Here is a 23,569-nt window from a genome sequence, read left to right on the forward strand (position 1 = left end):
TGACAGCTTTAAGACTTTTAGGGATGTACTAAATAAGTATTGACTAAGTGGGGATATATTAGAGAAATAATAAAGTTACAGTAATTCACAGGGAAAATTATTTTTTTGGAATAATTTTAAGAGATAATTTGGAGGAATTAATATGGACAAGTGGGATTTTTCGAATTTAGGAGATGAAATTTGGTCTACAGTTCAGGATGCATTAAATACTAGAGATTTTACTAGACTAAAAGATGAAATTCGTTTTACTGCAGAGAACACTTTAAATGAAGTAAGAAATAATTTTAGGCCAAATTATAATGGTCCTAGAGATAGGGGTAACTATACTGAACAATGGTTTGATAAGCAACAAGTGATGAAAAATCAAAGTGTTAATAACACACAAATTGCTAAAAAACCTGCAGGAAATGTTTCTGGTATCTTATACATGGTATTTGGATTTACTGGAACAGGGTTATTTGGTGCAACTTCTTTAGTATATGGAATTATTAATCTTGCTTTGGGCACTTTTTCATCCATTGGTGCTATTGGGTTTGGAGCTTTATTTTTACTATCACTAGGAAGTTTATCCATGGCTTTAACAGGAGTTAAGTTAAGAAAGAGAGTGAAACGTTTTAAGAAATATGTAAGACAGCTTAGAGGGCGTAATTACTGTTCTATAAAAGAACTAGCTTCTCATATTGGGGAAACAGATAAGTTTGTGGTAAAGGATTTAAGAAAGATGATTGACTTAGGAATGTTTCCAGAAGGTCATATTGATAACAATGAAACCTATCTTTTATTAAATTATGAAATCTACGAGCATTATCAAAGAACTCAAGATGAGCAAAGAAAGCAAAGTGAACAAGAAGCTAGCAAACAAAGGGAAGAAGCAGAAAAAAGAAATGATCCTTCTCAAAAAGAACTTAGAGAGGCAATTGAAGAAGGTAGAAGATATATTAAAAAAATTAGGGAAGCTAATGATGCTATACCAGGAGAGGAAATATCAAGGAAGCTTTATAGACTAGAGATAATTACAGAAAAGATATTTAATTATGTAGAGCAGCACCCAGAGCAGCTTCCAGCACTGCATAAGCTTATGAGTTATTATCTGCCTATTACACTTAAGCTAGTAACTAGTTATGAGCAGCTTGACGCTCAACCAGTTCAAGGTGAAAATATAATGACAGCTAAAAGTGAAATAGAGGATACATTAGACACAATAAGTGGAGCTTTTGAAAAGTTATTAGATGATTTGTTTAGAGATATAGCTTTTGATATATCTTCAGATATTTCTGTGCTAGAAACCTTGCTTTCTCAAGAAGGCTTAACAGAAAAGGATTTTAAGAAGTAAAGGTATCTAACTATGTGGATACTTCATATATAAGGAGGGTATTATGGTGGATAATGAAATGAAAGATGGGATAGGTGAGGTTCCAACCTTAACCTTTGAACCATTTGAAGAAGAAACTAAAATCGTGGAAGTACAGGAGAAAAAAGAAGAAGCTCCAGTACTTGATGATAGCTTCTTAACTGAAGAAGAAAAGAAAATGGTAGATGATTTTGCGGCTAAGATTGATATAACTAATTCAAATATGATTCTACAATTTGGAGTTGGATCTCAAAAGAAAATAGCTGATTTTTCGGAGACCGCTTTAAATAATGTAAAGACTAAGGATTTAGGAGAAATAGGAGGCATGCTTTCAGGTGTAGTATTAGAGCTAAAGAACTTTGATGCTAACGAAGAGAAAGAAGGATTCTTCGGATTCTTTAAGAAAAGTGCAAATAAGTTAACTGCTATGAAAGCAAAGTATGATAAAGTTGATTTAAATATAAATAAGATTTGTACTGCCTTAGAAAATCATCAAATGCAACTTTTAAAAGATGTAGCAATTCTAGATAAGATGTATGAGCTTAATAAGGTTTATTTTAAAGAACTTTCAATGTACATTTTAGCAGGAAAGAAGAAACTTGCAAAACTAGAGGAAGAGGAATTACCTGCACTAACAGAAAGGGCTAGAGTAAGTGGACTTCCAGAGGATGCTCAGACAGCTAATGATTTTGCAGCTTTGTGCAATAGATTTGAAAAGAAAATTCATGACTTAGAACTAACAAGAATGATTTCTATTCAAATGGCTCCACAAATTCGCCTTGTGCAAAACAATGACACTTTAATGTGTGAGAAAATCCAATCTACTATTGTGAATACTATTCCTCTTTGGAAAAGTCAAATGGTTTTAGCTCTAGGAGTTGCGCACTCAAACCAAGCAGCTAAAGCACAACGAGAAGTATCAGATATGACTAATGAGCTTTTACGTAAAAACGCTGAAACTTTAAAAATGTCAACCATAGAAACTGCAAAAGAATCAGAAAGAGGAATTGTAGATATTGAGACAATTCGTGCAACAAACCAATCCCTAATTTCAACTCTTGACGAAGTAATGCGTATACAAACTGAAGGAAAGCAAAAACGTAAAGAAGCTGAAATGGAATTAAATCAAATTGAACAGGAATTAAAAAATAAGCTTCTTAGCTTAAGAGATAATAAATAATTTTATTATAAAAATGCCACTATAATTAGATTTATGGTGGCATTTTTATTTGAAACAACATTTCCAATATTTACAAAGTAATCGTAAAGTGCTATAATTATTTTTTAAAATCAATATGGTTATAATTAAAAAAAAGAAAGGAGAGATATCATGAAGAAACTAATATATTTGTTTGGAGAAAACAAACCCTACGAAGATTACGTAAGACTACATAGTTTGAAACATTATGAACTAAGAATATTAGATAGAAGCTACCAAGTAAAAGTATTAGAGAAAAACATAGTTTTAGCAAAGAGATATGTATATAAGTTAATAGGAATTTGGGAATACCCTAAAACAGTAAAAAAGTTAATTTTATTGTTTTAGGGTATTTTTTATGCTCTTGAAAGAAGTTGAGAGAGGCCAATAAGCATGAGTATTATTTATATTATTAATTGGGGGTAAGAGTAAATGAAAGAGAGTATTGTAAATAATGAAAACCATAAAAGAGGATTAGGAAAATCGAAAGATAATAAGAGAGAATATGAAAAAAGTGTAAGTGAAAAACTATGGAACAGAAACTTTACGCTATTACTGCAAGGGCAAGTGGTATCAGTGTTTGGAGATAATATTTATGATATCGCACTTCGCTTTTGGATTCTTGCTGAAACTGGTTCAGTTGCTTTAATGGGGGTATTAATGGCAATTACAATTATACCCAAGATATTAATTTCACCCTTTGCTGGCACATTTATTGATAGGCATGATAGAAGAAAAATATTAATTGTTTGTGATGGTATTAGTGGTGTTACTATTCTTTTCATTGGGATAGCAGCAGTAATGAATTTTCTACAAATATGGATGATTCTTATAGCAGGAATTATTGTTGATGTATGCAGGTGCTTTTTTTATCCTACTATAAATTCATCTATACCTGATGTTGTTTCAAACTCTAAATTGATAAAAGCAAATTCTATGTTTGAGCTAGTAAGTTCGGTTAATGAAATGGTTGGATACGCATTAGGTGGTTTTTTAGTAAACCTTATTGCAGCACCTTTATTATTCATATTTAATGGAATAACTTTTTTATTATCAGGGATTGCAGAATATTTTACTAATATACCAAAAATTCAACAGGTTTCACAAAAGTTGAATTTTATGGAAGATATGAAAGAAGGAATAAGATATGTTAACAATTTAAAGGGTCTTAAATACCTTTATATAACCATAGCATTTTTCAATTTTTTCGCATCTATGTCAATGACTTTAACATTACCGTGGTTTAAAGCAAATAAGGAACTTGGAATTGAACTATATGGGGTTGCAATGGCTATAAATACCCTCGGTATGTTTATTGGTTTCACTATATTGTCCTTAGTTGAAATAAAAAAAGAAAAAAGATTTTTTGCTTTCATTACAAGTGGAATAATAGTCTCGATCACTATGATTCTTTATTCTTTTACATTAAATCCTTACTTAATTTTTATATTATTCTTTATTGATGGATTAAGTTTAGCTATAATGGGGTCATTAATTCAATCAACTATGCAAAGTTGTGTATCTCCAAATATGAGATCCAAGGTCTTCGGATTTAAAAATGCTTTAGCATCTGCATTAATGCCATTAGGTATGGCTCTTGCTGGTGTGCTAGGAGAAATAGTAAATATGAACTTTATTATATTTGCTGATTATGTACTATTCCTTATATTCTTTATATATCTTAGTTTTTTATCAAGTGTGAAGGATATAATTAATGGATAAATGATCTTAAAGGTAAATTAATTATCAAGTTGTATGTGCAAGAATTTAATAGATATAAGATAAGTCTATTTTATAGTTAAATGTAAAAAAATAGATTATAATATATATTATAGAAAATAAGGGTATCTTTATAAAGTTTATTTTTATAAGATATAAATAGGGTGGGGAGTAGATGATTTTAAGAAATATAAATAAAAGTGAAATTGAGTCAGTTATTAAGGCTACTACACCAGAGAAAAGCTCCTTTAAGGATATATTAGAATCCTGGATTAATGAAGGAATAACAAAGTTAGAATGGTGCTTTGTTGTTGAGGATCATGGTAACATCTTAGGAAGGCTAATATATGGTGTCTTTGACAATAGTTTGAAAATGTTAGATATATGGATGAAGAATTTTAATGATGAAACGAAGGGAAAATTACTAAGTGACAGTTTAAAAATAATGAAGGTAAAAGAATTTAATAATGTAGAATGCCATCTTTATTCTGATAAAAATAACTTTCAACAATATGTAAAGGCTTTAACAGCAGTTGAGTTTAAAGTTACTCAAGAAAAGAAAAGCTTTGTTTGGGAAGAAGAAGTAATTAATAGCTTATTAGGAGATTTATATTTCAGTACATTAGAACAAGTTGGTTCCCAGGAGTTTATTAATGCAATTGAAAAGGTTACAGCGGGAACTTTAGATGAAGATGATTTAGCATGGGTAAAAGAGTTTGGAAGTAAAGAAGCTGCAATAAAATATTTCAACCTACTGAAGGATATTGACTATAACGAAGGCTGGTGGAAATTAGCTTATAATGAGCAACAAGAACTATTAGGATTAGTAGTACCGCAAAGATTGACAGAAGATATTGGTGGTATTAACTACATTGGTGTAGTTCCAGAAAAGAGGGGACAAGGCTATATAAACCACTTGGTTATAGAAGGAGTAAAAACTTTGAAGGATAACAATATAAAAAAGGTAATAGCCGATATTGATATTAAGAACTACCCCTTAGATAGAGTTCTTCCAAAGCAAGGTTTTAAATTAGATTGTACCATGCTAGTACTAAAATTGGATTTATAAGAGTGATTTTATAAAAGTAATTAGGGGGATAAATTATGGGAGAAAAAGCAAAGATACTTATTTTAGGTACATACCATTTTGGGTTATGTGGAGAACATTTAATGAAAATTGAAGTTGAAGACGTAACTAAAAATAAAAAGCAACTTGAGATTATAAAGCTTGTTGAGGCATTAGCAAGATTTAAACCTAATAAAATTGCAATAGAGTTAAGTAAAGAAAAAGAAGTAGAGATAAACGAAGAATATTTAAAGTATTGCAGTGGAGAGTTTACGAAAAATGATGTAGTAGAGGAAAGTAGTGAAATTGTTCAAGTAGCATTTAGACTAGGAAAATTGTTAGGTCATAAGCAAATATATCCATTAGATTATTCTGTAGGATTGCCAATTGAAGAAATGCTTATGTATGCGGAAAGTAATAACAAACAATTTTTCAATAACTTTATGAGTAAGGTTCAAGGAGCAGGAGAGCAGATGAATTCTATCATAAATAATAATGAGGTAATAGATGTTTTTAGATATCTTAATTCTCATGAAAAATTCAACAATGACCATAGTGATTTATACCTTAGTCCTGTACAAGTAGGTGCTGGAGATAATTACTGTGGTAGTAAAACTCTTGTAGAATGGTATAGAAGAAATATATATATCTTTAGTAATCTTCAAGCTATAGCGAAGGAAGATGACAGGGTTTTAGTAATTTATGGAGCTGATCATTGCAAGATTCTTCGAGACCTAGTTAATGACTATAATGAGTATCAATTAGTTGATGCTTTAGATTATTTATAGTTTATGAGCAAGGGGAAGTATTGCTGTAAAAAAGAAGTGGAAATGAGTATATATGGGGACTTCTAGCATAAAACATATTTCACTTTAAAAAAGCATAGCTTATATAGAAATCAATTTGAAAAGAAAAGGAAAAATTATGAATAACTTTATTTCAAATATATTCTATAGCTATTTTATTGCTTTTGGGGTTATGTTAGGTGCTTGCACTTTTGCAGGTGTTGCAGCAATGATAAACAATCACCCACCATTAAAAACTATGATGGATTTTGCAAGTTCTGTTAAGATATGGGCAATAGCTACTGCTTTAGGGGGGACCTTCACTTCCTTTCAAGTTTTAGATGAAGGAGTTTTTAAAGGTGAAGTACGATTAATGATTAAACAAATTGTATATGTTTTAGCGGCATTATTAGGAGCTAATCTTGGGTATTACACTTTGAAGCTTGTGGAGAGGTGTGGTGAGTTATGGACAAAATAAGAAAAGATAGGTATTTTTTCTTTCTCACCACAGGATTTCTTTTGGGTGGACTTATAGGAATATTATCATTTAGCACTTTCATTAGTTATAGAATAGATCAATATCATCACAAGATTAAAACTTTAGAATCAGAAATTGAAGACAAAAATGCTCGACTAGAAAAGCTTGAAGAAGTCATTAACAAAAGAAAACTAGTTGTAAAAGGGGTAGAAGTCACCTTAGAAAATGAAGAGGATGAAATAGCTAAGATTACATTGCAAAAGCATATTAAAGAAAAACTAGACAAGTTTATTGGTAAAGAAGTAAACAAGTTAGATGGAGATATGCTTTGGGAAGTTGTAGATAAGAGAATTATGAAAATAAAAGATAAGGAATACAAGCTAAAGGTAAGTAAACTTATGATTTCTGAAACTATTCATATCTGGGTACAAGTTCAGTAGTAATAAAAAGTTGCCTTTTATTGCATAGTTTGATTGCTGTCATACACATCCAATGATGACCTTACCAATAGGAGCAAACATTGAACTTGATAATACAAATAGGAAAGTGTCCATTACAGAAGATTGGCTTTAATTATAATCTAGTGTAGCAAGTTATGGAGAAATATTATAATTGGGTCTAAAGATACAGTTATAACTATATTAGCAGCACATCTTAGAAAGTAAGCAGGTGATGACAATATGTCGAAAGTTAAGTTAACAATTATAGAAAGCAATTGTAGAGCTGGACATCATAAAAAGGATGATTCATATATAGTAGAGGATATTTGTGCACCAATATGCCATGAATTATGGAATAGCATTTACCCAAGTATTTATGTTTTATTAAATGGTGGAACTTTAGATTATGGCAATAGTAAAGCAACTAAATTTCAAGGAAAGTGTCCAGATGGTGGTAGAGTAGTAATACTGGGTGAACTCTTATAGAAAGTTTAGATAATAAAAGTAAATAGTGTACCATTTTGATTTGCTATAGGGTTTAAGGGTAGTAGAGAATTAGAAAATGAATTAAAGATATTAGAAATACCAACTTAATAAATGATAAGTGGATTTAAGAAATTGAAAAGTTATTGGCTTATAACAATATAACAATATAACAATATGGAGGAATAACTATGGGATACGTTGAAGAATTAAGAGGAATAATTGGCACTAGACCTGTGAATTTTGTTGCTACAACTGTTGTGGTTGTTAATGATATTGGTGAAATATTATTGCAAAAAAGGAGTGAGCCCTTTGGGGCATGGGGATTACCGGGAGGACAAATTGAACTTGGAGAGTCAACAGAAGATGCAGGTAAAAGAGAAATATTTGAGGAGACAGGGTTAGTTATAGAGAATTTAAAATTGGTTGATGTTTTCTCAGGAAGTGATAATTTTGTAAGGCTAAAAAATGGGGACGAATATTATGTAGTTCTAGTTGCCTATTACACAAAGGATTTTAATGGATATCTAAAAGCTGACGGAATTGAAACTCTTGAATGTGGTTTTTTCGATATAAATCATATTCCAGATAATACTTTACAAAGACATAAACGTGTTATTAATAGATACTTAGAGGTAATTAAAAATAACTAGTACTTTTCTATAATTATTAGGACCAGCAATGTATAGACTTGTTTTAGGTTAAGGATAAATTAAAATATATAATCTATTGTAAAAGCTGTAAGTATTATAGGAAAGTTAATGGAGGCTATAGAGCCTCCATTATTATACTTTTTTACTATATAGGTTGATTTATATAGCTAAAATTTAAAATCCTTCCAATTTACTGGAGTAGTTTGCCTCTTTTGCCAATCCTCTTTTGTGATTCCATATCCAATTGCATCATATATACTGCCATCACTGCATTCCCAACCATTTCTATAGTGAGCTTCTTTCACAAATCCACATTTATGAAATACACATCTCATAGCATAGTTATCTTGTCTTGTAGTACCTTCTAGCCTTTTTTTCTCGGGATAATTAGTGAATATATAATCAACAAGCCATTTTATGGTACTTGTACCTATTCCCATACCTTTGTACGTATTGGAAATTCTTATGTCAAATAGTGGGTTACCATCTTCTAAATCAAAAACCCTAATGATTCCAATTTTCACACCTGAGTCTGAAAGAACCCAAAAGGTTTTAGCATCATCACTAGAGTAATACTGATTTTCATAGCTGACTCGAATTCTATCTGGGTTTGGATTAGGAGTTCCATGGAACTCCCAAGTATTTGATGTCAAAAAGCTTATAAGGTCATCAATTTCATTTGTAAATTCTTCAAAGTATATTTGCATTATTTTCTTCCCCCCTAAATCAATATCAAAATACATCACATATGCTATTGAATAATTAGAGTATTTAATTATATAGTATAACATTTTTTACCATGAAACTCAAATAACTCAGAAAATGTTGTCAAGAGGAACATATTTTATAGAAGGTTAAATTTTGCTTTAAATTTCAATATAATAATTTCAGGAGTTTTACAAGTTTTACTAATGAATATTTAAGTAGATGTTAGCCATATCATTTGCATAAAGTAATTGTTCAGCTTTAAAAAAAGAATTAATATCCTAAAACCTTCTCATTAAATTTCGTGATGCACCTCTATTTACTTTAATCAAGAAGGTAATTAAACAAAGAGTTGATTATGAGTATTCTATAGTTTTATGTAAAAATATAACTTATAATATAAATATAGTAAATAAAAATTTATTATGAAACTATTAGGAACTAGTTTATATAAAAATAACTTATAAAAAGAATAGAACAAATTTTAATTAGGAATGGTGATATAGTGGGGAGAATAATAACTTTGGCTGAAGGAAGAAGAATGGAAGTTCAGTGTTTAAGTTGTGCAATTATAAGTGGATTAGTTGAACCTACGGGAGGAGTCATTAAAGAAACTAAACATTTTCATGTGCATCAAGATGTAGCTTATCCAATACCAGGTTTAGCAATTTTAGCATCCAAGAGACATTTTTATTGTATGGATGAACTAACTTTTGAAGAGATGCATGAGTATATTGAATTAGTACATAAAATTAGGGAAGTACAGAGGACGGTTTTAGGCATAGAAAAAGTTTATTATTTTTATAATGAAGATACGACTCATCATTTTCACTTATGGATGGTTCCAAGATATAAATGGATGTATGAGTTTGGACATTCAGTAGAGTCATTAAGACCAGTACTACTATATGCTAGAAATAATTTAAATACTGAGGAAAATATGAGTAAAGTAATCCAGACAATAGATAAATTACGCCAAGGGTTAAAGGAGTTGAGTTAATATAATGAAAGAGGTTTTTAAAAGGTTACTTGATGGATTTGTAGTTACTGGTGATTTACATAAGGATATTTATGATTTGCTAATACTTCATAATAGACAAATTGTAGCAGAGCATTCTAAAGCAGTAGCAGAGGAATGCAAGACTCTAGCCATTAAATTTGGAATAAATGAAGAGGCTGCTGAAATAGCAGGTCTTCTGCATGACATTAGTGCTATAGTTCCATTTCAGCAGCGATTAGAAATTTCAAATTTGCTGGGTATTCAAGTGTTAAAAGAAGAAGAAGAGTTTCCTTTGATTCTTCATCAAAAAATTTCTCAAGGTATGGCTAAAGAAATTTGGAACATTAGCAATGAGGACATATTAAGTGCAATTGGTTGCCATACAACCTTAAAGAAGGAATATAAACAATTAGATTTATTATTATTTGTTGCTGATAAAGTTAAATGGGATCAAAAAGGGGGGCCACCATACTTAGAAGATGTAGTCAATGGACTAAATATATCCTTAGAGCATGGAGCATATGCCTATATAAAGTATCTTATGGATAATAAATCAAACTTGAAAGTAGTACATCCTTGGCTTGTTGATGCCTATAATAGTTTAAGCGTAAAGCTTAATGAGATAGTCTAGCAAAAAAACATTAGATTATATAGTAAAGTAGATCTTATGAGGTGAAAAAAATGATTAGTATAAATCAAGCATCTTCCTGGGACTGTGGGGAGCTTACTAATTTAGCTATTAGGTCTGAAGCATATTGGGGATATGATTCTAATTATATGGACAGGTTTAAAGAATTTTATAAAGTAGATAAGGAATTTATAAAGAATAATCCTACCTATATTATTAAAGAAAATGAAGATATAGTTGGATTCTATGGAATATTAGTTAGTGAAAAAGAAAATTCTTTGGAATACTTTTTTATTGAGCCCAAGCGTATAGGCAAAGGTTACGGGAGATTACTCTGGAATCACGCTATAGACATATGCAGAAAATTAAACATAAAGGAATTTGAAATAGTCACAAGTCCACAGGCAAAAGAATTTTATATAAAAATGGGAGCAAAGCTTCAAGGAGAAGTAGAGTCACTTGTGGCTAAAGGACGTATAATCCCAAGATTAGCTTATAAAGTGATATAGGAACTAGGAATTAAAAAGTTATTATAATAGGGGTAGTTATAATGAACAATATATGGTCTATGAAAACTCCTAAAGAATTATTGAAAAAGTAAATGGCATATTAGACTATAATTAAGTTGAAAAGTAGAAAATAATAAGGGAAAGTGTGAGTGGTAGAAGTTATGAAAGTAGTAACACTATTTGAAAATAGAACCATATCAAAGGAATATAAGAGTAGTCACGGATTATCGTTGTATATAGAAACAAATAATCATAAGATACTTTTTGATACTGGTTCAGATGACTCTTTTGTGCACAATGCCTCTAAATTAGGAGTAAATTTAGAGGAGGTAGATATTGTTATAATATCTCACGGGCACAATGACCATGGTGGAGGGCTAGAAGGATTTTTAAAGATAAATTCTAAGGCAAAGATTTATGTGGGTAAAGGAGCCTTTGATGACTACTTAACCAAACTATTAGGAATCATCAAGTTTAATATAGGGTTAAAGAAAGAACTGCTAAGTGATAGATTTGAATTTGTGGATGGAGTAATTTCTATTGATGATGAGTTAACCCTATTTAATAATATTGATGGTGATAAGCTTCTACCTAAAGGCAATGATAGGTTGTTAAAAAGATATAGTGATGGGACGATAAAAAAGGATGATTTTATCCATGAAATAAACCTTTTGATTAGTGAAAATCATAAGTATAGTTTATTTTGTGGTTGTTCTCATAGAGGTATTGTGAATATTGTAGAAAAGGCTAAAACTATTGCAAACACAAAGGTAAGTACGGTTATTGCTGGGTTTCACCTAATGGGGATGAAAGTAAATAGTCCTAAGTATGCAGCTTACTTTCAGAACCTTGCAGATAGTTTAAATAATAGTGGAGTTGAAAAGTATTATACTTGTCATTGCACTGGAGAAGAAGCATACAATTACTTAAGAAAAAATGTGAAAACTTTAAATGAGATTAAAACAGGAATGATTATAGAGGTATGATAGTGAAACAATTGTGGGTAATGAACCTATAATTTACGGATGTAGGCGATTTTACAGCTAGTGACTAAACCATATAGAAAAATATATTTAATGGAGATTTTAAATGAAGAGCAAGTTTTATTATGTTGTTAATAGTTTTGGAGAAAGAGCCTTTGAAGGTAATCCAGCAGCTATATTTCTTAACTGTGAAGACTTAACAGAGTGCACTATGCAAGCTATAGCCAAGCAGTTAAATTTAGTTGAAACTGTATTTGTGAAAAATGGAGATAGTGAAGTTGACTTTGAGCTAAGATATTTTACTCCTAATAAAGAAGTAGATATTGCTGGACATCCTACAGTGGCAGCATTTGTAGCTTTAGAAAATGAAAAGAGCATAAATTCTTATTTAAAAGATAGCTTTGTAATAAAGACAAGAGCTGGAAACAAAGAAATAAGAGTAAAAAGTGAAAATAATAAAATATCAGTAATAATGGAAAGTAAACAACCAGTATTTTATGATTTTGTTCAAGATAGAAAAGAAGTAGCTGAGGTTCTAGGAATAAAACTAGAGGAGCTGATAGTGGATTTACCAATTCAACCAATAGATACAGGGCTTGGGCATCTAGTAGTACCAGTAAAGTCTTTAGAGGTATTGATGAGAGTAAAAAGAAGAAGCGGATTGAAAGACTTATGTAATAAATATGGTGTTAGCGAAGCACAAGTTTTTACCTATGACACATACAACAAAGACTTGGATGTACACACAAGAAATATATGTCCAAGAGAAGGCATTGAAGATCCTGGGTGTGGAATAGGAAATGCAGCATTAGGAGCTTATCTATTAAAAAACAAGTTCAAGGATGATAATGACATAATAGTAAAAGCTGAACAAGGAGTTATTATAGGTATGCCTTGTACAATAGAAGTTCATGCTAGTAGAATAAATGAAGATTTTAAAATTTTTATTGGTGGAACAGGAAAGGTTATGTCTAAAGGAGAGTTTTATATAGAGTAAGCTTTTTAAGATTATACAGCTTAGAGTATGGAAATAAGAATAAAACATAAAAAGAGGATAGGGAAACCTATCCTCTTTTGCATTTCACAGTTTAATAATAGTTTTTCTTTAACAATATTTACGATTCAATCATATATTAAACCATGAACAACTTTATTTATTATTTTAAAGGGAAAGTTAAGGGGTAACTTGCCCTTTTAAGTCTTGAGTTTGGTTTATCTAAAGGCTATCGGTGTAAAAGCTATTTTATTTACTCGTAAAAGCCTTCAGTTAAACAAGGTAAAGTTCATGTATAAGAGTAATTCTAGAACGTGGTTACCTATATACAAGAGTAAAAGGAGATGAGCAGATGAGTAAAGTAGAATTGAGAAATATTTATATGAACTATCATTCTCTAAAGGGAGAAACTTCTGCCCTAGAGAATATTAACCTTTCTATTGAAACAGGAGATTTTGTTAGTATAGTAGGACCTTCAGGTTGCGGTAAGTCAACTCTTTTAAATATTATTGCTGGGCTTATTAAGCCTTCTAAGGGAGAAGTGTTACTAGATAGTGAAGTCATATATAGCTATTCTGAAAAGCTTGGTTATATGTTTCAAAGAGACCACCTTTTTGAGTGGCTTACTGTTTGGGATAATGTTTCTTTAGGGTTAAAAATTAAGAATCGTCTAAATGAAAATAGTAAGGACAAGTTACAACAGCTACTTAAGAATTATGGTCTATGGGATTTTAAAAACCATTATCCAAAGGAACTCTCAGGTGGTATGAGACAAAGAGTAGCCTTAATCAGGACTTTGGCATTAGATCCAGAGGTGCTTCTTTTAGATGAACCTTTTTCAGCATTAGATTATCAAAGCAGGTTAAATGTAAGTGATGAGATATATGACATTATAAAAAAAGAGGGTAAGACTGCTATAATGGTTACTCATGATATTTCAGAAGCTGTATCCATGTCTTCAAAGGTTGTAGTACTTTCTAAAAGACCAGCTAAAATAAAAAAAGAACTAGAGATAGTGTTTACTTGTGATTGTAGAACACCATTAAAGTGCAGAGAAGAAGCAGAGTTTAGAACCTATTTCAATGAAATATGGAAGGAGATGGACTTTAATGATGAAACCTAATAAGAGAAAAATTAAGGATAATATTAAAATAGAAGAAAATCAGCAAAATACTAATGACCAACTTGTGAGGAGTAAGGATAGTAATCATAAGCTTATAGGTGACAATCAGCTTACTGATGACCATCACTTTAGTGATGACCATATAGAATATATAAGAAAAGTTAAAATAAGAAAAAATGAGATTTTATTTACTAGAATACTAATTCTTGTAGTATTTTTTGTTTTATGGGAAGTACTAGGAAGATTGAAGGTTATAGATCCATTTCTAACTAGTACCCCCTCTAGAATGGTTCAAAGTGCTATAAATATATATAATGAAGGAACTCTTGTTAGACATATTTTAGTCACTTGCTATGAAACCATTGTAGGCTTTACTTTAGGTACACTACTTGGAACTGTTATTGCAGTAATTTTATGGTGGTCAGACTTTTTATGTAAGGTTTTAGATCCTTATTTAGTAGTTTTAAATGCCCTTCCTAAGGTTGCCCTAGGTCCAATAATTATATTTTGGGTAGGAAACGGCATGGAGGCTATCATTGTAATGGCTCTTCTAATATCAATTATTGTTACTATAATTAGCGTTCTTGCAGGATTTAAAGAGGTGGATGAAGATAAGATTAAACTATTAAAAACCTTTGGAGCTAGTAAGTTTCAAACTTTAAAACATCTTATTATCCCATCTACAGTTCCAACCCTTATATCAGCTTTAAAAATTAATGTTGGTCTTTCTTGGGTTGGAGTCATTATGGGAGAATTCCTTGTAGCTAAAGAAGGGCTTGGTTTCTTAATAGTTTATGGAGGTCAAGTTGCACAGCTTGATATGGTAATGATGAGTATAATTGTACTTTCAGTTATTGCTTATGCAATGTATGAAATAGTACATTACTTTGAGAAGAAATATAAGGTTTAAAAACACTTTGGAAGGATAATTGTCACGTATACTTTAGTGCTTAAACAATTTTAAGGTAGGAGTTAAACCTACTTCCAAAATCGTTGAAGAAGATGAACTGGTTCATTATTTAATATAAAGGCAAAGAAGTCTATGGGTAAGTAATTATCCATAGACTTTTATGGTTCATAGGTTTATCAAGTATAACTAAGTAAAGTAATAAATAGGGTTTTGGGGGCACAAATTTAAATATTAATTACCAAAACATCATGTACAATAAAAGTGAACTAGATTTTACTATATAGGCTTTTACAGTAAGGTTTATTTAAATGATTTATTAAAATTTTAAATTTTATTCCTTACTAATAGGAAAATGATTATAATATATTATTAAGGTGAGACAACTGATATTTTAGAGGTTTAATTTTCATATAAGTTATTTAAGCTATAATTAAAAACTATTTACGTATGAAATTATAGTAAAGCTATTGGGTTTTTAGGAGTACATAACTAAGATATAAATTTTAATCCTATAAAAATTATAACTTGAAGCAGAGGGGGAGAAGTATGAGGGGAAAAATAATACTTATATTAACTGTAATTATTTTAATAATATTAGCTGTTTTTATTTTGGGGGGAATTTACTTTTATAATTTCGGAGTTCTTCGTAGAAAAAAGAAATTTATGGAGGGAAATCCAGACTTATCAAGTGATGAATTTGAAAGTAATTGGAAAGAAAGCAAAGAGTGGTTTCAAGGAAAGGTTTGGGCAAGTGCACAGATGAAATCCTATGACGGGTTAAAGCTTTATGGAAACTACTTAATGGCAGAAGTGCCTACGGATAAAACTGTAATATTGGTTCATGGCTATACAGGTAGGGGCAGCGGTATGGCCTTTTTAGCTAGGTACTATCATGAAGAGTTAGGATATAACGTACTAATGCCTGATCTTCGTGGACATGGAGAAAGTCAGGGAAATTATATTGGTTTTGGCTGGCATGATAGAAAAGATTTAATTCAATGGGTGAGTTATATTCTTGAAAAACAGGGTAAGAACAGTGATATTGTACTTCATGGCATATCTATGGGAGGTGGTACCGTTCTTATGACTAGTGGGGAGGACTTACCTGATAATGTGAGATGTATAGTATCAGATTGTGCCTATACTTCAGCAAAAGATATATTAATATTTCAAATGAAGAAGATGTTTAACATACCATCCTTTCCATTAATTCAAATAACCAGTATTATATGCAAGCTTCGAGCAGGATACTTCTTTGGAGAAGCATCTGCATTAGAAGCTGTTAAAAAAAGTAAAAAGCCCATACTTTTTATTCATGGTAGTGAAGATAAATTTGTTCCAACAAAAATGGTTTATCCCCTTTATGAGGCATTGAATGCAGAAAAAGAGCTATTCATTGTTCCAAAGGCAGGGCATGGCTATGCTTTTTGGGTAGATGAAGAAGGGTATAAAGATAAAGTACAAGGATTTTTAAATAGGTTTATGTAGACTTAATATACTAAAGGACTTTAACGGCAAACTAAAGTTACAAAGATTGCCATTGAAGTCCTTTAGTATTTTGTAGTTATAGGAGTAGTAAATTATCGAAAGTTATTGATGAAAATGACTTGTTCATTATTTAATAAGAAGTTTACTACATATCAAAACTGGTTTGTATTGCTGAAAGTGTTTATGTTTATACATAAACGCATTACTTGGACACCTATGAAGACATCTTTGGCAGCTAATGCAACTGTTGTTAAAGTATATATTGTTATTAAGCATCTTAATATTTTTAGTAGGGCAGTTTTTTACACACTTGCCGCATCTATTACATAGCTTATCATCTATATTAATTTTTTTTCTTGCCCAACTATAAGAGTAGGATTTATATATAGGATAAAACAATTTAGCTACAATTAAATTTACACTCTTAGTTGAATCAAGAGTTCTATTGCCGTTGTGAAAGTCTTTAACAATCTTAGAAATTCTCTTTGGGGCATCACTTATGTATTTTTCAGCTTTTTCTTTTGGTGTACTTGGGAATAAAGTTAGATAATAATTATTAGGCATGGAGAAACAAACTTCTCCGTAAATTTTAAATCCAAGCTTTTTAAGTTTTTCTCCAAGTATTTTAGGACCTGAACCTGAGTTAGCAGTTTGAGTAGAAAATAATATAGTTTTCCGTCCTTTTCCTACTTTAAGATTATTCATAATAAAATTAATAAAATAATCAGGATAAGTCTCACAATAAATGGGAGCCCCCAATATTAGCATGTCATAAGTATCTTTAAATTCATTAACTTTATCAATTTCTATTAATTCACTGCTTATATTGTATTTTAGTAGTTCTTGTTTAAAGAGTTTTGCTACGTATTCAGTGTTCCCAGTAGCAGAAAAGTATAAAATTCCACACTTCATAAACATCCTCCAATGAAATTATATGACAATATAATTATATTAATTATATTGCAAAAACATGAAATAACTTTGATTTTAAGGTGAATATTTGAGATAATGAAGTTATTGCATTAAGATTAAAGGAAAGTTCTATACACAAGGAGAGATGAAGATGGAAGATTTATGTTTTGCATATTATAATTCCCCCATTGGTGTTATAAGATTAGAAGGAAACCAAGAGGGAGTTTCTTTTATAGATTTTATAGATGATAAAATTGAAGTAGAAAAAAATCCTAAAAACATACCTGAGCCGTTGAAGCAGGCATTAATTCAACTAGAAGAATATTTTAGTGGAAAAAGAAAAGATTTTACAGTTAAGTTAACGTATAAAAAAGGTACGGAATTTCAGAAGAGTGTATGGAAAGCTCTTGAGGATATTCCCTATGGGAATACGGTTTCCTACAAAGATGTGGCCATAGCCATAAACAATCCAAAAGCAGTAAGAGCGGTTGGGGGAGCTAATAATAAAAACCCTCACAGTCTATTTGTCCCATGACATAGGGTTATAGGTGCTAACGGTTCGTTAGTGGGCTTTGGAGGAGGACTCTGGAGAAAACAGTGGCTAATAAACTTTGAGAAAGAAAACTTGTAATAGGTTTTAGCAATAAAATTTTAGCTTTATAGAAAATAAGAGCTAAAATAAAGTTAGGGTTTCAGAAGAAAAGCCTTTAAGACTTAAGATAAAGTTATTTAAATAATTGAAGCTAAGTAATATAAAAAATTCTTAGATATCTTTATTTGTAATATAAATAAACTATGAGATGAAAAGAAGGAGTTGGGAAGTTGAGTAAGACAAGGACAGTTGCGTACTTTGCTCTGATTGCAACTATTGTGGTATGGGGAATTTCCTTTATCAGCATGAAAATAGTATTAGAAGCATTTTCTCCAGTGGCTTTTGCCGTAGTGAGATTTCTAATAGCTACTAGTATTTTAATAGTTGTGAAAATGAAAACAAGCAAAGAGAGGGTTAAAAAGGAAGATTTAAAACTTATGGCACTTACAGGGTTTTTCGCCACCACTTTGTATTTTTGGTGTGAAAACAATGGAGTTATGAGAATTTCTGCTAACTCTTCCTCAATTATAGTGGCTACATTACCTATAGGTGCACTAGTTGCTGATGCTATAGCCTATAAAAGTAAAATAAGTATTAGAAGTATTAGAAGTATTATTTTATCTGTTATAGGAGTTTACTTTGTTATTGGAAATGATGCTATAAGCGGTACAGCATTGGGATATGTATTCATGTTCGGTAGTGTAATAGCTTGGTGTTTATATATGGTGTTTACAAAGCCCTTATTTAAAAAGTATTCTGATATTACAATAACTACCTATCAGGCAATTTTTGGGACACTAGGGCTGTTTCCTTTTTTACTTTTTGAAAAAGGAGAAGCTATAAGAGTTAATATGATAAGTGGCACTGTAGTATTTAATTTATTATTTTTAGCTGTGGTATGTTCTTCAGCAGCAAATTTTGCTTATACCTTTTCAATGAAAGAATTAGGAGTGGAAATCACTTCTCTGTTTATGAACTTACTTCCAGTGGTAACTTTTGTATTTAGTTTTTTAGTACTAGGAGAAAAACTAAGCATTATGCAACTTTTTGGAGCAATTATTATAATATATTCTGTATATGTAGTTACCAAACCACAAAACACTGTTAGTGAAGAAATTATAGAAGAAAAGGAATTGGAAGCATAAGGAATATAGCTTTTGCCTTCCAATCACTAAAGATTATAAATTATATACCGAATAATAAACATAAGTATAATAATGATTTATATAGAAGCAAAGGCTTTAAAGGTGAAGATGAATTCTATTCGTAATAAATAAAATTCATCCACAAAGAGCCTTAAGGGAACCAAGGTAGGAGTAGCGTATAAGTTAGGGCTTAACTTTGATTTCCTATAAAATAAAAGATATTAAGGTAGGATGGCAAAGTCTATGAAGAAGGTTATTTCTACAATTATGCTTTTAATTAGTATAGGCCTATTAGTTGGCGCCTTCTTATTTTATCAATTTCAAGATGAAAAGCTCTTAGCTCTAAAGCAACATATGAGTCTTACTGCTTTCAAAGGCAAAATAGAGTATGTAGATTCCGATGAAGAAGCTAAAAGATTAAAGGCAGAAAAGAAACGCTTGGAAAAAGAAGAAAAGGCAAGGCTAAAGGCGGAAGCAGAAGCTAAAAAAATAGAAGAGAAAAAGAAAAGGGAAGAAGAAATTAGACTTGCAGCGGAAAAAAAGCAGCAAGAAGAGTTGAAGAAGAAACAAGAGGAAGAGGCAAAGAAAAATCCTCCTAAATCTGTATTATTAGATGTACCAGTAATTAGTCAACTTCCAGAATTGAAAAATGGCTGTGAAGTAACCTCCATTGCTATGATGTTAAATTATAGTGGTATTGCAGTAGACAAAATGACTTTAGCAGAAAAAGTAAGAAAGGATACCACTCCTTTAACTTACAATGGATCAGCTATTGCATCTTGGGGTAATCCCAACGTAGGATTTGTGGGAGATATAACAGGAAAATCACCAGGGTACTCTATATATCCAGAACCATTAAAACCTTTAATAGAAGAGTACATGCCTGGCAAGTCATTGATTTTAAATGGTGTAAATTATAATGATATTGAGAAAGTTTTGGCTGATAAGAGACCAGTAGTTGTATGGGTCACTGTAGACTTTAAACAACCATCAAGAAAAGCTCAGTGGATTAGCAATGGTGAAAATATTAGTGTAAATCTATCACAACATGCAGTACTACTTACTGGATATGATGAAAGTAATCTTTATTATAATGACCCCTTAGATAATGGCAAAAACAAAAGTGTTTCAAAAGAAACTTTTAAGGCTATATGGGAAACCATGGGCAAGCATGCACTTTCATATTACAAATAATAATTTATAGCTATAATTTTATTGGATAAAAAAGACTAGTATTTACAATTTAAATACTAGTCTTTTTGCGTCTAAATATAATAGTTAAGATTTGTTATAACATCCTCTGTTGTGCTCAAGAAAGTTTAAGGTAAGCTTGCTTTAGAGTAACAAACGCAGTTTGTTCACAAAGTAACCTTTGTTTAGTCCAAATCTGCTTTCAAAGCAACTCCAGAAGATGAAATTATTCATTATTTAATATAATATTGAATTTTTATAATTAATCTTCGTATATATAATAACAAGAATTAATATAGAGTACAGAATACAGTGATGGGAAGTTAAGCTATGGCTTTGTAAGGTAGAAACTAAGTTTAAACATCAAGGAAAAGCTTATGGCAAGAAAGAATTGAAAAGTATAAGGAGAGAGAGTTATGAAAGGAAAAAGTTTACGATTTAAGGCAATTTCAGCTATTTTAGTTTTTATGTTTGTTTTTGCTGGATGTGGAAGTAAGAAAGATGGGTCAGCGCAACAGTCACCATCAACAGCTTTAAATAAACAAGAGATTATGGATAAGGCTAAAAGTGAAGGTGTTCAAGTTAAGCCTGAAGACTCTAAGATAGGTGAAAAGCCAGCTACTAATGAGGGAACAAATGCTAATAAAATACGTGCTATTGATAATGAAAGAAAGATTATTAAGGCTGGAAGTACAACTATAGAGACAGTAAAATTTGAGGAAAGTTTAAATGGTATACTAAAGGAAATTGAAGAAAAGGGAGGATATATTGAAAACTCAAATATTCATGGAAGTAGTGACAAAAACCAATTATATAACGAGAATGTAAAGAAGGGCTATAGTGAAAATAGAAGTGCTAGTATTATAGCTAGAATTCCTAAGGAAGTTTTTGATGGGTTTTTAAATGATGCTAATAAGTTTGGAAATGTTATATCTAAAAGTGTAAATGGAGAAGATGTAACAGCTCAATATTTTGATACAGAAGCGAGACTAAAGACTCTTAAAATACAAGAAGAGAGGATACTAGAACTATTAAAAAAATCTGGTGACCTTAAGGATATAATCGAACTTGAAAAACGCTTATCAGAATTAAGATTTGAAATAGAATCACTAACTGGAACCTTAAAAAAATGGGATAACATGGTGAGCTATTCTCAAGTTTCTATAAACCTTATAGAAGTTGTAGAGCTTACACCTAATGAGAAGACTCCTATAACTTTAGGAGATAAAATTATTGCAGCCTTGAAAAATTCAACTAAAGGGTTAATTGATTTATGTAAGAGCTTTTTAGTTTTTATAGCTTTAATATTACCTTATGTGGTAGTGATTGCGGCAGTAGTTTTTCTTATTAGTTTTCTTAAAAAGAAATTAAATATAAAAGGCTTTAAAATAAAACTACCCTTTAAAAGTAAAAAATAAGAAGTTATAAAAATTATAGGGAACCACAGTGAGGCTTAAATTGAACCTGGCTATGGTTCCCTTAATAATTTTCTATAGGAGAAGAAGGAAGTTTAATCCCTTAAAGCTTATGTAAAATCAAATAAAAGTTATTGCTTCTTCTGTGAAGTAGCAATGTGAATAAAATTAGTAATCTTAATGCTACCAAATTCATCAATTAAAGTAATTCTGTCTACTCCATAAGGACCTTTATGGTCTGGTTCACAAGTTACTACTTGAAGTGTTACCTCGTAATATTTATTATCCTCACTTAAAGGTTTAAAGTTTATAACTTTTGCATTTTCAAAATCTATATATCTATTTCGACCATAATAAGAATTAATGCCATCAGATATATGAGGAATTAAAGGTTCAATAGTATTAAAAGTTGATAATTCATAGGCATCTACGGCGGGTTCTTCCTGCTTGAAGGTAGTCACGGTTTCAAGCATAGAATTTTGTAAGTCAATATAATTTGAGCCTAATAGATAAAGACCAAGTAGTGCACATACTAATTTCTTCATAAAAAGTCCTCCAATTTCAAGTAAATAAAACTCACTTTTATTTTGTTTATTTTGTTGGGTTTTTATGTATAATTTTATATGATAGGTAAAGTAAATTAGAAAGGTATTATATAGGATCTCCAAATAAAGACTAGGTTAAGTAACCTAAGATTTCCTGGAAGGTCTCTTTAAGTTAATGGAAAACAAGCTATGCTAACTAATTTTGAAATTAAAATAACAAAAGAAATTCTAAGATGAGATAAATGAGTTATTGAAGAGAGGATGATGAAAGTGAGATATGAAGGAACAGTATATAGACCACCAAGTGAAGCCTATAGCTTAATAATTCAAGCCACTATTGGATGTTCACATAACAACTGTAGTTTTTGTAGCATGTATAAGGAAAAAAGCTTTAGAATAAGAAGTGTAGAACATATTCTTGAAGATTTAAGTGAAGCAAGAAGAAGATATGCTAAAGTTGAAAAAGTTTTTTTAGCTGATGGTGATGCCTTAATTATGAGGACAGTAGATTTAGTCACTATACTTAAAGGAATAAAAGAATTATTCCCAGAGTGTAAACGAGTTGGGGTATATGGGTCACCAAAGTCCATATTAAGTAAAAATCTAGAAGAGCTTAAGGAGCTTAGAAATCATGGAATTGGAATAATTTATTTAGGAATTGAAAGCGGAAGCGATAAAATATTAAAGGAAATAAATAAAGGGGTAACTGCAAAGGATATAATTGAAGCGGGCAGAAAAGCCAAAGGGGCAGAAATTGCTCTTTCTGTTACACTTATATCAGGACTTGGTGGAAAAGAAAACACTAAAGAGCATGCAATAGAAAGTGCTAAAGTAATTAGTGAAATAAATCCTGATTATTTAGGGATTTTAACCCTAATGATTGAAGAGGGTACAGAGTTAAAGCATAAAATAATGTCAGGAGAATTTTCCTTATTAACTCCAAGAGAAGTTATGGAAGAAATGAGGGAGTTTATTGAAAATACTGAAGTTCAGGGTACAATCTTTAGAAGTAATCATGCATCAAATTATATAAACTTTGCTGGAGTATTAAGCAAGGACAAAGGAAAAATTCTTCAGGAGATCAACTATGTCCTTGAAAATAATAGCTTATATAAGGATGAAAGATTTAGAGGATTATAGAAATATACAAATATATAAATTATAACAAGGACAGTAACATGAAAAGACAAGACAAATTAAAAAACAATTAATAACAATGTAAAACTCAAATCAAAATTTTGAAAATTAATTATGAA

At 30.7% G+C, this 23,569-nt stretch carries 26 protein-coding genes; 23 read left to right on the plus strand and 3 right to left on the minus strand.

Translation table 11 applies throughout. The features are described from left to right. The first annotated feature begins 142 nt into the window (after positions 1–142). The 10 genes from C661_RS0104055 to C661_RS0104100 all read left to right on the plus strand — a co-directional run bounded on the left by C661_RS0104055 (position 143) and on the right by C661_RS0104100 (position 8,173). On the plus strand, positions 143–1,333 hold the full coding sequence (locus C661_RS0104055; RefSeq protein WP_017414022.1) for a 5-bromo-4-chloroindolyl phosphate hydrolysis family protein: 1,191 nt from the start codon (positions 143–145) through the stop codon (positions 1,331–1,333). A gap of 43 nt (positions 1,334–1,376) precedes the next feature. Then, positions 1,377–2,531 carry a toxic anion resistance protein gene (locus tag C661_RS0104060; protein WP_017414023.1) on the plus strand — a complete coding sequence of 385 codons (1,155 nt, stop codon included), beginning with the start codon at positions 1,377–1,379 and terminating at the stop codon, positions 2,529–2,531. Positions 2,532–2,681: 150 nt separating this feature from the next. Continuing rightward, positions 2,682–2,897, plus strand: a complete 216-nt coding sequence (locus C661_RS0104065) for a hypothetical protein (RefSeq protein WP_017414024.1) — start codon at positions 2,682–2,684, stop codon at positions 2,895–2,897. An 84-nt stretch (positions 2,898–2,981) separates the two neighbouring features. Then, a complete protein-coding gene (locus C661_RS23070; protein WP_017414025.1) occupies positions 2,982–4,271 on the plus strand; it encodes an MFS transporter in 1,290 nt (429 codons plus the stop codon). Between the two features lie 172 nt (positions 4,272–4,443). Continuing rightward, positions 4,444–5,337 (plus strand): GNAT family N-acetyltransferase, encoded by an 894-nt coding sequence (locus C661_RS0104075; RefSeq protein WP_017414026.1) that lies wholly within the window; start codon positions 4,444–4,446, stop codon positions 5,335–5,337. Positions 5,338–5,372: 35 nt separating this feature from the next. After that, positions 5,373–6,122, plus strand: coding sequence for a DUF5694 domain-containing protein (locus C661_RS0104080; protein WP_017414027.1), 750 nt, complete (start codon positions 5,373–5,375; stop codon positions 6,120–6,122). A gap of 136 nt (positions 6,123–6,258) precedes the next feature. After that, positions 6,259–6,597 carry a YtrH family sporulation protein gene (locus C661_RS0104085; RefSeq protein WP_017414028.1) on the plus strand — a complete coding sequence of 113 codons (339 nt, stop codon included), beginning with the start codon at positions 6,259–6,261 and terminating at the stop codon, positions 6,595–6,597. Beyond that, positions 6,585–7,037: a sporulation membrane protein YtrI gene (locus tag C661_RS0104090; RefSeq protein ID WP_017414029.1), complete on the plus strand. Its 453-nt coding sequence runs from the start codon at positions 6,585–6,587 to the stop codon at positions 7,035–7,037. Before C661_RS0104085 ends, C661_RS0104090 begins: the two co-directional genes overlap by 13 nt. 240 nt (positions 7,038–7,277) lie before the next feature. Then, positions 7,278–7,523 carry a TIGR04076 family protein gene (locus C661_RS0104095; RefSeq protein WP_017414030.1) on the plus strand — a complete coding sequence of 82 codons (246 nt, stop codon included), beginning with the start codon at positions 7,278–7,280 and terminating at the stop codon, positions 7,521–7,523. A gap of 188 nt (positions 7,524–7,711) precedes the next feature. Then, complete coding sequence (locus tag C661_RS0104100) at positions 7,712–8,173, plus strand: NUDIX hydrolase (RefSeq protein WP_017414031.1); 462 nt, start codon at positions 7,712–7,714, stop codon at positions 8,171–8,173. A 167-nt stretch (positions 8,174–8,340) separates the two neighbouring features. Here the strand turns inward: C661_RS0104100 and C661_RS0104105 are convergent, their stop codons facing one another. Continuing rightward, complete coding sequence (locus tag C661_RS0104105) at positions 8,341–8,880, minus strand: GNAT family N-acetyltransferase (protein ID WP_017414032.1); 540 nt, start codon at positions 8,878–8,880, stop codon at positions 8,341–8,343. Positions 8,881–9,401: 521 nt separating this feature from the next. On the opposite strand from C661_RS0104105, the gene C661_RS0104110 reads away from it, so the two are divergent. From C661_RS0104110 to C661_RS0104145, 8 genes are all read left to right on the plus strand, one after another. Then, positions 9,402–9,878, plus strand: coding sequence for an HIT family protein (locus C661_RS0104110; protein ID WP_017414033.1), 477 nt, complete (start codon positions 9,402–9,404; stop codon positions 9,876–9,878). A 4-nt stretch (positions 9,879–9,882) separates the two neighbouring features. Further along, positions 9,883–10,509, plus strand: coding sequence for an HD domain-containing protein (locus C661_RS0104115; RefSeq protein ID WP_017414034.1), 627 nt, complete (start codon positions 9,883–9,885; stop codon positions 10,507–10,509). A gap of 50 nt (positions 10,510–10,559) precedes the next feature. Next, positions 10,560–11,015, plus strand: a complete 456-nt coding sequence (locus C661_RS0104120; RefSeq protein ID WP_017414035.1) for a GNAT family N-acetyltransferase — start codon at positions 10,560–10,562, stop codon at positions 11,013–11,015. 161 nt (positions 11,016–11,176) lie between these two features. Beyond that, positions 11,177–12,001 carry an MBL fold metallo-hydrolase gene (locus tag C661_RS0104125; RefSeq protein WP_026050924.1) on the plus strand — a complete coding sequence of 275 codons (825 nt, stop codon included), beginning with the start codon at positions 11,177–11,179 and terminating at the stop codon, positions 11,999–12,001. Between the two features lie 103 nt (positions 12,002–12,104). After that, positions 12,105–12,995 (plus strand): PhzF family phenazine biosynthesis protein, encoded by an 891-nt coding sequence (locus tag C661_RS0104130; protein ID WP_017414037.1) that lies wholly within the window; start codon positions 12,105–12,107, stop codon positions 12,993–12,995. A 349-nt stretch (positions 12,996–13,344) separates the two neighbouring features. After that, entirely contained in the window at positions 13,345–14,115 is a 771-nt protein-coding gene (locus C661_RS0104135) for an ABC transporter ATP-binding protein (protein ID WP_017414038.1), read from the plus strand. Continuing rightward, positions 14,102–15,025 (plus strand): ABC transporter permease, encoded by a 924-nt coding sequence (locus tag C661_RS0104140; RefSeq protein WP_017414039.1) that lies wholly within the window; start codon positions 14,102–14,104, stop codon positions 15,023–15,025. The genes C661_RS0104135 and C661_RS0104140 overlap by 14 nt, the downstream gene beginning before the upstream one ends. 546 nt (positions 15,026–15,571) lie before the next feature. Further along, positions 15,572–16,513 (plus strand): alpha/beta hydrolase, encoded by a 942-nt coding sequence (locus C661_RS0104145; protein ID WP_017414040.1) that lies wholly within the window; start codon positions 15,572–15,574, stop codon positions 16,511–16,513. A gap of 126 nt (positions 16,514–16,639) precedes the next feature. On the opposite strand, the gene C661_RS0104150 is transcribed toward C661_RS0104145, so the two are convergent. Beyond that, positions 16,640–17,425, minus strand: a complete 786-nt coding sequence (locus C661_RS0104150; RefSeq protein WP_017414041.1) for an EFR1 family ferrodoxin — start codon at positions 17,423–17,425, stop codon at positions 16,640–16,642. Between the two features lie 151 nt (positions 17,426–17,576). Here C661_RS0104150 and C661_RS21275 point away from each other — a divergent pair, with 151 nt between their 5' ends. The 4 genes from C661_RS21275 (at position 17,577) to C661_RS0104170 (ending at position 21,771) form a co-directional block, all read left to right on the plus strand. After that, the gene (locus C661_RS21275; protein WP_100218779.1) at positions 17,577–18,056 is read left to right on the plus strand and encodes a methylated-DNA--[protein]-cysteine S-methyltransferase; all 480 of its coding nucleotides are present in this window, start codon (positions 17,577–17,579) and stop codon (positions 18,054–18,056) included. A gap of 191 nt (positions 18,057–18,247) precedes the next feature. After that, the gene (locus C661_RS0104160) at positions 18,248–19,162 is read left to right on the plus strand and encodes a DMT family transporter (protein ID WP_017414043.1); all 915 of its coding nucleotides are present in this window, start codon (positions 18,248–18,250) and stop codon (positions 19,160–19,162) included. 243 nt (positions 19,163–19,405) lie between these two features. Continuing rightward, positions 19,406–20,356: a C39 family peptidase gene (locus C661_RS22615; RefSeq protein ID WP_017414044.1), complete on the plus strand. Its 951-nt coding sequence runs from the start codon at positions 19,406–19,408 to the stop codon at positions 20,354–20,356. Between the two features lie 413 nt (positions 20,357–20,769). Beyond that, entirely contained in the window at positions 20,770–21,771 is a 1,002-nt protein-coding gene (locus C661_RS0104170; RefSeq protein ID WP_017414045.1) for a DUF4349 domain-containing protein, read from the plus strand. A 128-nt stretch (positions 21,772–21,899) separates the two neighbouring features. Here the strand turns inward: C661_RS0104170 and C661_RS0104175 are convergent, their stop codons facing one another. Then, positions 21,900–22,313 carry a DUF3888 domain-containing protein gene (locus tag C661_RS0104175; RefSeq protein WP_017414046.1) on the minus strand — a complete coding sequence of 138 codons (414 nt, stop codon included), beginning with the start codon at positions 22,311–22,313 and terminating at the stop codon, positions 21,900–21,902. A 270-nt stretch (positions 22,314–22,583) separates the two neighbouring features. Between C661_RS0104175 and C661_RS0104180 the strand changes: the two genes are divergently transcribed. Continuing rightward, positions 22,584–23,453, plus strand: coding sequence for a radical SAM protein (locus tag C661_RS0104180; RefSeq protein ID WP_026050926.1), 870 nt, complete (start codon positions 22,584–22,586; stop codon positions 23,451–23,453). Positions 23,454–23,569: the final 116 nt, after the last annotated feature.

Origin of the sequence: Clostridium tunisiense TJ (assembly GCF_000300195.1) — a bacterium.
Taxonomy (GTDB): domain Bacteria; phylum Bacillota; class Clostridia; order Clostridiales; family Clostridiaceae; genus Clostridium_J; species Clostridium_J tunisiense.